At 39.3% G+C, this 10,587-nt stretch carries 7 protein-coding genes and 1 tRNA gene; 2 read left to right on the forward strand and 6 right to left on the reverse strand.

Going from position 1 to position 10,587, the window contains the following annotated elements; genetic code table 11:
- Nucleotides 1-101: 101 nt before the first annotated feature.
- On the reverse strand, nt 102-2,597 hold the full coding sequence (locus JMN32_RS21620; RefSeq protein WP_202858467.1) for a PIG-L family deacetylase: 2,496 nt from the start codon (nt 2,595-2,597) through the stop codon (nt 102-104).
- Between the two features lie 287 nt (nt 2,598-2,884).
- Between JMN32_RS21620 and JMN32_RS21625 the strand changes: the two genes are divergently transcribed.
- Nucleotides 2,885-5,182, forward strand: coding sequence for a TonB-dependent receptor (locus JMN32_RS21625; protein WP_202858468.1), 2,298 nt, complete (start codon nt 2,885-2,887; stop codon nt 5,180-5,182).
- A 171-nt stretch (nt 5,183-5,353) separates the two neighbouring features.
- Here the strand turns inward: JMN32_RS21625 and JMN32_RS21630 are convergent, their stop codons facing one another.
- Nucleotides 5,354-6,238, reverse strand: coding sequence for a M90 family metallopeptidase (locus JMN32_RS21630; RefSeq protein WP_202858469.1), 885 nt, complete (start codon nt 6,236-6,238; stop codon nt 5,354-5,356).
- Nucleotides 6,239-6,784: 546 nt separating this feature from the next.
- Here JMN32_RS21630 and JMN32_RS27410 point away from each other — a divergent pair.
- A complete protein-coding gene (locus JMN32_RS27410) occupies nt 6,785-6,982 on the forward strand; it encodes a hypothetical protein (RefSeq protein WP_317191803.1) in 198 nt (65 codons plus the stop codon).
- Between the two features lie 56 nt (nt 6,983-7,038).
- Here the strand turns inward: JMN32_RS27410 and JMN32_RS21640 are convergent.
- From JMN32_RS21640 to miaE, 4 genes are all read right to left on the reverse strand, one after another.
- A tRNA-Thr gene (locus JMN32_RS21640) sits at nt 7,039-7,112 on the reverse strand.
- A gap of 127 nt (nt 7,113-7,239) precedes the next feature.
- Complete coding sequence (locus tag JMN32_RS21645; protein ID WP_202858470.1) at nt 7,240-9,219, reverse strand: DUF349 domain-containing protein; 1,980 nt, start codon at nt 9,217-9,219, stop codon at nt 7,240-7,242.
- A 46-nt stretch (nt 9,220-9,265) separates the two neighbouring features.
- A complete protein-coding gene (locus JMN32_RS21650; RefSeq protein WP_202858471.1) occupies nt 9,266-9,841 on the reverse strand; it encodes a YqgE/AlgH family protein in 576 nt (191 codons plus the stop codon).
- A gap of 2 nt (nt 9,842-9,843) precedes the next feature.
- Complete coding sequence (gene miaE / locus JMN32_RS21655) at nt 9,844-10,428, reverse strand: tRNA-(ms[2]io[6]A)-hydroxylase (protein ID WP_202858472.1); 585 nt, start codon at nt 10,426-10,428, stop codon at nt 9,844-9,846.
- Between the last annotated feature and the right edge of the window lie 159 nt (nt 10,429-10,587).

Here is a 10,587-nt window from a genome sequence, read left to right on the forward strand (position 1 = left end):
GTTGCCTAACACCAGAAGATACCATCCCCTCCACCTTTTAAAGTACGGTGGTTTTTCCTCAGTATTTGAATCTTTATTGTGCTCTGTCATTGATATCCTGCTTAGGGTTTATGGGCCTCAGTTTTTGACTCTTTGCTTCCTAAAGAAACCAGGTTTACAAATATTCTATATGCCCCAGGAACTCCTGCAGGAAGTTCTCGAAACCACGAGAAACCTGTATAGACATAGTACCCTTCGCCATATTTTGCTATCAGTAGTCCACCATTTTTAGCACCTTCACCTTTATCCTTACTAGACAATAGCGCTGTATAACTTTTATCCCATTTATTAGGGAAGTAAAGGCCTCGTTCCTGAACCCAGCCATCAAAGTCCTTACCAGTGATCTTATTAGGGGCACTCATAGCTGGGTGTTTTGGTTCTAGTATTTTTACTTCAGCATTTTCATCAGTAACCCGATCTCGCGATAATTCAAGAGGATAAGGAGCAAATTGATCAGTTTTTAATCTGAAGTTTGTATTATACTGTATAATAAGTGTTCCTCCCTGTTTCACATAATCAAGAAGGTCATTCATATAAAAGTTGATGCGCTCATTGGTATTCAATGCACGCACTCCAAGAATCACTGCATCAAGCTTTGTCAGGTTTTCCGGTGTAATCTCGTCTTCCTTCATTTCCCACACCTCATAACCTATTTCTCTCAATGCTGTAGGTATTGCATCTCCTGCTCCCTGAATATACCCTACCAGTTCTCCATACTTTTCAATATTGATCTTCACCACCTTGGCCTCCGCTTCCGGCATAAGTAGCTGGGTTGGAATATGCTCATAATTGATAGTAACCAGGCTATTATTATAGGTTTTACCATCCATTTTCATAATTGCCTTTATGGCACCCGTACTCTGTTTATCCGGCGGAGTAAGTGTGAAATAAAACTTCTCCTCTTCACCTTTAACATCAAGCTGATAACTATGCTCAGCAGGATCCACTTTCCACCCCTCGGGCACCTGTAGTTTAAGCTTACCAGCTATTTCTCCTTTTCCTGCTTTTAAAGTCACCTCTACCTCCTTAGCTGCTGCTTTGGAAAATATATATACAGGTTCAGAAATATTAGCAAATACCGGAGGAGCTATTACGAATGGCCTATATTGCTCTCCTTTAACAGGATCGTTCCATTTATACACTACAGGCACAGTATAAGATATCTCCTGCCCTCCTATTTCCAGAGTAAATTTTACAGGAATAGCTGGAGTGTTTTCAGGCTTTCCGATCAATAGCTGATCATTCACCTTATATGTACCTAATGTACCCTGCTCACGCAGCCAATAGGGCTTAGAGTATTCTTTATTCTCAGGAATATCCAGAGTGGTTTTAAATACAATATCGTTATTCTCCAACATCTCTATACTGGCAACAGTATCGGCCAGTGCATTGTATTTAACATGCTTCAGTTTAGCCGGGAACCCGGATCTGTTAATAGCCTCAACAGTCAATGTAATTGCGTCGCCCGGAGTCACGGAATAATCATCTGCTACAACCTCCAGAAACAACCCCATAGTCGCTTTGATCAAATCATCAACCTGAGCAAGTTTTAATTCTCGCCAATACTTATTATCCAGTTTTAAAATTTCACTTCTGGCTTCGAGTAACCGAGGCATAATTGCAGTAGGATTGGTTGGATCATAAGCAGCTATGGCTTTTTCCACTATACTACCAATCTTTTCTCCACCTTTCACCCGCTTCCATGAAGTATCTACACCTTCAAAAATATCTTTCTTAGCCTCTTCACCGGCCATATACTCCAAAAACTCAAGCTGCTCCCCCCTACTACCACTAGAACCAAAACCCTGGCTTTTGTGCTGGCTTCTACTCAATGCTGCCACTTCAGTATAAGACTTACCTAACAAGGGGTTGTATCCTCCTACATCAATGGTTAGTACACCTGGTGTCTCCGAGTTAATATCAGGACTCCACCAACGACCAGTATTCATATACAATCGTTTAGGTTTCCAAATACTTACATGCTTCAATTGATCTGTGTACTTACTTTTATCTCCTGCTAAATTCATTGCCTCCTCTGCCATGATTGCTGAGGTAGTATGATGACCATGCCCAGCACGCTTATCAGGAGGGAAACGGGTAATAATCACATCCGGGCGAAAATTTCTGTACACCCAAACTACGTCTGAAAGGATTTGCTCTCTATTCCATATTTCCTGAGTTTCCTCTGTAGATTTCGAATAGCCAAAATCATTAGCTCTCGAAAAGTATTGCTGCCCTCCATCTATCCGTCGTGCTGCGAGCAGCTCCTGCGTTCTGATTACCCCAAGGGCTTCCCTAATCTCCGGCCCTACAAGGTTTTGACCACCGTCTCCACGGGTAAGTGATAGATAAGCCGTATTGGCAAGCCTTTCATTAGACAGGTAAGATATCAACCTCGTATTTTCATCATCGGGATGTGCCGCTACATACAAGGCATTGCCTAAAAAGTTGAGTTTTTTCAGTTTAAGCAAAATATCAGCAGCATTGGGTTTTTCGGGTTTCTGGGCTTCTGCGGTAAACACCACACAAAGCAGTAACAGCAGGTATACTTTTCTCATAAACTTTTTTATTGAATGTACGCATACTTCAACACCGAATAAGCGATGAATCTTATGAAGTCAACGCGACAATTAATACTCCAATAGCATTTTGTAAAACATTAACGCTAACGGCTGCAAAGATTAAAGGTTTGGGGAACAATTCAAGAAAAAGACCAAAAATTACAGGAGTGGCTCTACATAAAGAAGAAACTCAAAGGGAACAATATTTCCGCTGTTGACCACTGACCCCTGAAAAGAACTATCTGGCTTTTTAAAGTTACCAAATCAACCTACCTTAGAATGGTATGAAGTATTTTCTTATTACAGATATAATATTGCTTATGCAATGGTTCTTTTATAGTTGCTCCTTTGGTCAAACTATTTCTGGCCAGGTGTTGGATGCTACACACAATGAGCCTTTGCCCAATGCTTCAGTGATTACATTGGATGATAATACTTGTACAATAACCGATGAAAAAGGATACTTTACTTTACAAATGCTGCACAACGGCTCTGTAACTATTCAAATATCCCATTTGGGGTATATTTCAGAAAAAAAACATGCCAGAGCCGGTGATTTTGTTAAGTTTACCCTCAAAACTTCAGAAACCAACCTCAGAGAGGTTATTGTTAAATCCTCTCAGGTTGCAGAAGCTTACAGTGAAGTACCCGGAGTTGTTAACCTGATAACACGCAAGCAACTCCGGCAAAATAATGAAGCCTCCCCCGCTCCCGTATTCAATCAAATTCCTGGTGTGTATATGCATTCAGGCAGCCTAAACACCAATAGAATTACGATCCGCGGTGTAGGTGCCCGCACTCCATATGGCACAAACAAAGTCCGCGCATATTATGACGATATCCCGCTGACCTCCGGTGAAGGGGAAACCACTGTTGAAGATATTGATTTAGCAGCTATCCAGCGTATTGAGGTTATCAAAGGACCCAGTTCAAGTGTATATGGAAGCGGTTTAGGTGGCACAATAAACCTCACCTCTCTACAAGCTGATAACAAGAACACCCTATCCTCTAAAAGCACCATCGGATCATATGGTTTTTTTAGAACAAACTCCAGAGCAGAGTTAGCAGGAGAACACAACCAACTTAATTTAATGTATTCCACTACACACACGGATGGTTACAGGCAAAATAGCGAGTACGATCGGCGGTCATTCATTTTTACATCGAAGTCCTCCCCCAACCCACATACCATGATTTCTGTTTTGGGACTTTACACTCACCTGAAAGCTTATATTCCAAGCTCAATTAATGAAGAAACATTTAAAACTTCGCCTTCCTCCGCTGCCATTAACTGGTATCAGGCACAAGGATACGAGATGTACAACAAAGCCAATGTAGGCATCTCATATCACTCCGATATTACCAGCAACCTGAAAAGCACTACCAGTACCTTTTTAACTTTTCGTAATGCTGACGAACCCAGGCCTTTTAACATTTTAAAAGAAAGCACAGTGGCCACCGGGTTGAGATCAAAATTAATGTGGGATACCAAAGTATTACAAAGGGAGATGACCTGGAGCGCTGGTTTTGAGTATTTCAGCGATTGGTACCAATGGTCAACCTATGAAAATCAATATAAACAGTACCCGGGAACCGGCAGTAGACCAGGTAGTATACTCAGCGACAATAAAGAGCATAGGTATTATTACAATCTCTTTGCCCAACTCGATTGGACGATTACACAAAAACTATCACTCCAGACCGGCATCAATAACAACAAAACTACCTATGAATTAATTGACCTATATGCAGATAGTCTTGATCAATCAGGAAAGTATAGTTTTAATACTACCTGGTCTCCGAGAGTAGGTATAGTTTATCACATTAAAAATGGACATAGCATCTATACTTCAGTGAGTCATGGATTCTCGCCTCCCAGTGTAGCTGAAACACTCACCCCGGAAGGAAGTATAAATACTAATATTCAACCCGAATCTGGCTGGAACTATGAAATTGGAAGTAAAGATTCCTGGTTAAACGACCGGCTGTACACCGAACTTTCAGTGTATCGAATGAATATTAAAAACTTGCTTGTAGCTCAACGAACTGGACCCGACACTTATGTTGGAGTAAATGCAGGTAAGACTTTACATCAGGGGCTGGAGATTCTCATTCATATGGATTTAGTCAAAAACAGTCCATGGACTGTCAGGCCATTCCTCTCTGCTACACTCATGGATTATCGCTTTGACGACTTCATTAGCGAAGAAATAGACTATTCCGGAAATGATCTTACCGGAGTACCATCACATGTATTTAATTTTGGAATTGACGTAGATTCTGAAATCGGCTTATATATTTATGGTAATTACCAATCTACAGGAGATATACCCCTCAATGATGCCAACAGCTTGTACAGTAACAGCTACTCATTAATCAATCTCAAAACCGGCTATAAGAGGCGGTTTCAAGAAAGTTTTCAGTTTGACATCAGTATGGGGGTCAACAATCTGCTGGACGAAAACTATGCTTCCATGGTATTGGTCAACGCAGTCGGATTTGGAGGTTCCGCTCCCAGGTATTACTATCCGGGTTTGCCCAGGAATTATTACATAGCTCTAGAGCTCAGCTATAATTTTTAGAAGGACAACTTCTCCTTTACAATTGCTCTATTGCAAAAGCTTAATTCTCACTCTATAAAGACAAACAAAAAAGTGGGTACTGAAGCCGTTGTAAAAACCCCGGCAGCTGAATTAGTTTGGCGCATTAGGAAGGTTGAATATCATAAATAGCTTATTAATACAATAAAGTCCTCAATCTTCCCAACAACATTTTTTATACTTTAAACCGCTACCACAAGGACAAACATCGTTCCTCCCCACATCTTCCTTTTTCTTAAATGATGATCTATCAATTACAGCTGTCATATCTTGATTAAAAATTTGGGACAATGTTTGATACAAGTCCGGGTGTTTTTTCTTCATCAAATGTGGACGTTCAAAAAAATATTCGCCTGCCACAGCAAAGAACTCCTGCCGATTTGTAGCCCCATAAGGATTGATATCCGATTGGTTCATCAAAATATCGTCCGTTTTTTCTTTAACAAATTCTAACCACGGTAATGAATATGCTTTGTCTTCATACCCAGGAGGAATGCCGTCCACCTCTCCTGTTTCTTTATCGAACAAATGTACAAATTCATGAATTCCCACATTCTTCTTATCATTTGAAATGTCGAAACCTAAATGCATTGAAGGTTTTGATAATATCATTTTACCTTCCATAGCTCCACTCCCAACCATACCAGTAATAATCTCTTCTTTACTCCCAATGTTGAAGCTTCTATCAAATGAATCCGGGTACAACAATACCTCATCGAGATGTTTATAAGTCCATGCAGGAAAACCAAATAAAGGTATTGTTGCACTACTCGCCACTAGTAACCTATCTTCCAAAGTAACTTCACATTGCACTCCGGTGATCCTTACTACAGAAAGAAAGTTTTGAATATCTCCTTCAAACTGTAGCCGCTGTTCATTATTCAGGTTTCGATAGAAATGAACCTTATCTAACAATAACCTTTTCCACCGTTCTGGAGTTGGCTGAAGTTTCGTAGGCGTGGTGGTTAGTTTCTTTTTATGAAATACCAAATATGCAACAGTAGCGACTACAATAATTATTATAAGGAGTACTTCCATGAAGCATAAATACATCAAAAAGAACTATAAATAGATATAAAACCCCTAATAAATCTGCGTGTGAATATAATCATCGTGGCGCACAGCATGACAACCATGAAAACAAATATTGATGTAACCATTTAGGTTCCAACGTTGTTTAAGGTGAGGTTCAATAAAAAGTTTTGATATTTTCCAACCAGTAAAACACTCAATATTAAAACTTTACAGTTTATTAAAGAATCCTATTCATTAATAAACTGTAAAGTTTTATAAACGGGTATAACTTAATTTCAATAGCACAATAGCATTTCCAGCCACTATAAACCGTTTATAAATTGGCATTACCCAATTTCCTACCTTCACTATGATATAAATGAATAATTAAAACGTAGGTTACAAGGAGACAAAACCGAAGTCAGTGCCGTGAATGCCGATGTCAACGGAAAAAACAGTTATCATCTATGATGACCTGATCCGTTCAGGAGGAAATATTGTTAATGCTGCAAAACCTATAAAGACGCAGGTGCAGGAGACATTTATGTAATTACCACACACGGCTTATTCATCAATGATGGGTTAAACAAGCTAAAAAATTCAGGATTAATTAAGAAAGTAATATGCTCCGATACCCATATGAATACTCAAACTATTAATGATGAGCTTTTAAAGGTGAGGTCTATTGCTAATCTGATTTCGGATCGTATAAAAAAAAGTGGAAGTGCGTACAACTTCAGAGTTCCAACTATAAAACACCATAAATGACCTATAAACAAAAAAACCTCTCTAAATCAAATTAGAGAGGTTTTTCTTGCTATTAGAGCCCCCAGTCGGATTCGAACCAACGACCTACTGATTACAAGTCAGTTGCTCTGGCCAACTGAGCTATGGAGGCTTTAATTTTTCTTAATTTTCTTTCCCTTTTCCTCTCACTTTTTGAGTGGTTGTTGTTGTAAGGGATTGCAAATGTAGTGTACTGATTTTTAAATACAAATTTTCAGAAGGAAAAAATTTAAAAAAAATTAAGATGCCGTTCTAATGATCCTTAATTGCTGTTTTAAGTTCTTTAATTCATTAGTCGCAGCCTTAATTTTTTGACTAAATTCATCTTTTAATTTGTCGGCTGTTTTGGAATCAGCGAAAAACTCCAGGTTATTTTTCCACAAGGAAATATCATGTTCAACTTTGCTGATCTGTTTTTTGATTGCCTGTTCTTTTCGGTAAATCTTTTGATCTGCATTGGGACCACTTAATATCTTGTTGACCTGGTTCTCAATTCTGATCGCCTGACGGTCTTCATTGGATATTCCCTCGATATTGTTTATAAATTTGTCTACTACTTCGGAGTAACGACTCTTGATTTTAGATATGCTATTTCTTGGCACAAACCCGATATCCAGATATTCATCCTGCAAATCACGAAGCTGCTCAATGTCTTCAGGATTATCTTTGGCCAGTTGTTCTATTTTATCGCAGACTTCTTCTTTCTTTTTGAGGTTCTCTTCAAACTCTTTCTCAACTTCACTATTTTTTGACCTCTTATTATTAAAGAAGTAATCTGCAGCTTCCTTAAATTCTTTATAAACAGATTCTCTGTGCTTTTCTGGTACAGGGCCTATCTCTTTCCACTGCCGTTGAAGTTTTTTAAACTCCTCAGCTGTCTTTTGCCAGTCTGTACTATCCTTGATCTCAAGAGCTCTTTGCACCAACTCTTTTTTCTTATCGAGATTACCTTCTCTCTGAGCATCCAGTTTCTTAAAGAATGCGCTCTTATTATTAAAGAAGGTTTTGAAGGTACCCCAGAACTTCTTGTTTACAGCTTTGGCCTTAGCACGTGGCAACCCTCCTACAGCCTCCCACTTTTTCTGTATTTCCAGAATCTCTTTAGTTTTATGATTCCATTCCTTGATCCTGTCAGAATCAAATTCCGTAAAGGGCTGAACCTCTTCTGCCAGCTGCTCTTTAACTTTCAGGTTATCTTCAAGTTCAGATTTAAGTTGCTCTACAAACTCTTTTCTTCTGGCATAAATCTCGTCCGAAGCAGTTTTAAAGCGTTGCCATAATGCTTCCTGCTCCTCTTGTGGCACAGGACCGATGTGTTTAAACTCATTATGAAGCTCGTTAAGCTCTTTGATAGCCTCTTTAAGGTTCTCATGGCTTGCAAGCTTTTCTGCACGATCGCAAAGCTCTAGCTTTGACTCCAGGTTCTTTTTCCTATCAAGCTCTTTAAGCTCAAAATAAATGCTCCTGTTATCATAAAAGCGGTCTACCAGGGCATTATAATTTGCCCATAATGTTTTGGCATGCGCACCTGGTATTGGGCCTATATTTTTCCATTCATTTTGCAGATCTTTGAAAGCATTGAAACTAATGTTAGTTTCCTCCGAGTCTACAAACTCCCGAAGCTTTTCCAGTATTTCCTGCTTTTTCTTAAGGTTTGCTTCTTTCTGATGCTCTTTTTCCTTTACATAAGTCGACTTTCTGTCTTTTATCAACTTATAATTAGCATCAAAACGATTCGTTAATTCATCATATTTAAACTCAAAATCAACTTCCTCCCCTCCATCTGCAACAAATTTATCCAGCGCTTCTTTTCGTTCTGTTTCTCTTATTTCATCAAACAGAGGCTTTATCTCCCGCAAAACACGATCTGCTTTCTGGACATTATCATCTTTAGCCAGGGCTTTGATCAACTCCACAAGCTCTTCCTTGGAATATTCGGAATAGTCTATATGCTCATCTTCGTCATCGTCATGTTCATCGTCATCATGCTCTTCTTCCACATTGGTATGTTCCGAAGAATTTTCGACGGTTTCCTCTTTTTTATCAACGAGCTCCTGATCACCTTCAGAAATGTTTTCCATTTCCTGATCGGCAGTGTCAGCGATTTTCTCACTATTCTGAGAACTTTCCTGATTCTTCACCTCATCAGTGCTTTCTTCCACTTCCTGGTTTTCAGTATTGACGTTTTCCAATTCCTTTATGTCCTTCTCTTTATTCATTTGTGCAGTTTTTCAACCTCTATAACTGTAAAAATAATAAAATCATTCAATTTAAACGTGGGTCGGTTGGATAATTTGAATATACATTAAACCTTCCTCCCAATTGCTTCAGCACTGCCTTCCATAGGTTTTCACCACCATGATCAAAAACCAGCTCCGGTGTGGCATAGTTTGCTACTATCCATGAATCTGCTTTTAACTCCTCTTCAAGCTGCCCCTCTCCCCATCCTGAATAACCAATAAAAAACCTGAAATCATCCGCTTTAATTTGCTTTGTATCGATAAGGATCATCAGTTGCTCGAAGTTACCTCCCCAGTAAAGGCCATTACTTATTTCCATCCCTCCTTCCAGATAGTCTGCTTTATGAATGAAGTGCAAAGTATCCTGTTGCACTGGCCCTCCAATATAAACAGGCTGACTGAAGTCCTTTATATCCTCAACTATTTCATCCAATGCCACAGCTGAAGCTTTGTTTAAAACAAAACCAAACGACCCCTCCTCACTATGTTCGCATAGGAGTACCACTGTTCTTTCAAAATTTGGATCAGGCAAGAATGGCTCGGAAACAAGCAAACTTCCTTTTCCGGGTTTCTGGTTATTATTGAATTTGAAATAGTCCATAACTAATGCAAAGCAGGTTGAAGAGGTAAAGATTTTAACACCTCTGCCTCTATTAAGTTCAGTTCCTCTAATCTTCTATAGGTAATATCCTCATCAAAATAGTTTAGAGCCATTTTTACGAAAATATTCCCATGCTTGGCCTCGGAGGCCCACAGGTTATGGTAAAAAGTTTTTAACTCACCGGGCTCAAGAGCTTCATAAACGAGGCGAAAACGCTCAGCACCCCTACATTCTATAATTGAAGCCAACAACAGCCTGTCCATAAATCTATCTTCTCGTCCTGACCGACAACAGTCAATCAGTTTTTTCACATAAATATCCTGCCCCATTTCAGGAGGCAGGGATACCCCACGCTGCTCCATAATCTGATAAACCGACCTAAAATGCTCCAGTTCCTCTACGGCAGTATCTATAAGTTCGGGAATTATTTCCAATCTATCCGGATACTTGGCGACAAAACTCATCGCCATAGCTGAAGCTTTACGCTCACAGTTTGCATGGTCTTGCAAAAACGCATCAAAATCGTTCATAACTGTGTCTACCCAAGCCTGGCTACTTTCACAAGCCAGATCAATACTTAATTTCATTATTTTTTATGAATTTTTAAACCATTTATTCGAATTCCTACGCAGTAGCTCAACACGCTCATTACCTCACACTAAGTAAATGATATGATATTCAGAAACCAGTAACTGATGGTTTGAATAATGCGATATTCAGAATTTTGCTTTTCGTTCAGCCCTCAA

The sequence above is a fragment of the Fulvivirga marina genome, assembly GCF_016775155.1.
GTDB lineage: Bacteria > Bacteroidota > Bacteroidia > Cytophagales > Cyclobacteriaceae > Fulvivirga > Fulvivirga marina.

Excerpts from the sequence above, each read along its gene's own strand:
- JMN32_RS21650 (WP_202858471.1), bottom strand. The coding sequence starts at position 9,841 with ATGGACTATTTCAAATTCAATAATAACCAGAAACCCGGAAAAGGAAGT.
- JMN32_RS21625 (WP_202858468.1), top strand. The coding sequence starts at position 2,885 with ATGAAGTATTTTCTTATTACAGATATAATATTGCTTATGCAATGGTTC.
- JMN32_RS21620 (WP_202858467.1), bottom strand. The coding sequence starts at position 2,597 with ATGAGAAAAGTATACCTGCTGTTACTGCTTTGTGTGGTGTTTACCGCA.
- miaE (WP_202858472.1), bottom strand. The coding sequence starts at position 10,428 with ATGAAATTAAGTATTGATCTGGCTTGTGAAAGTAGCCAGGCTTGGGTA.
- JMN32_RS21645 (WP_202858470.1), bottom strand. The coding sequence starts at position 9,219 with ATGAATAAAGAGAAGGACATAAAGGAATTGGAAAACGTCAATACTGAA.
- JMN32_RS21630 (WP_202858469.1), bottom strand. The coding sequence starts at position 6,238 with ATGGAAGTACTCCTTATAATAATTATTGTAGTCGCTACTGTTGCATAT.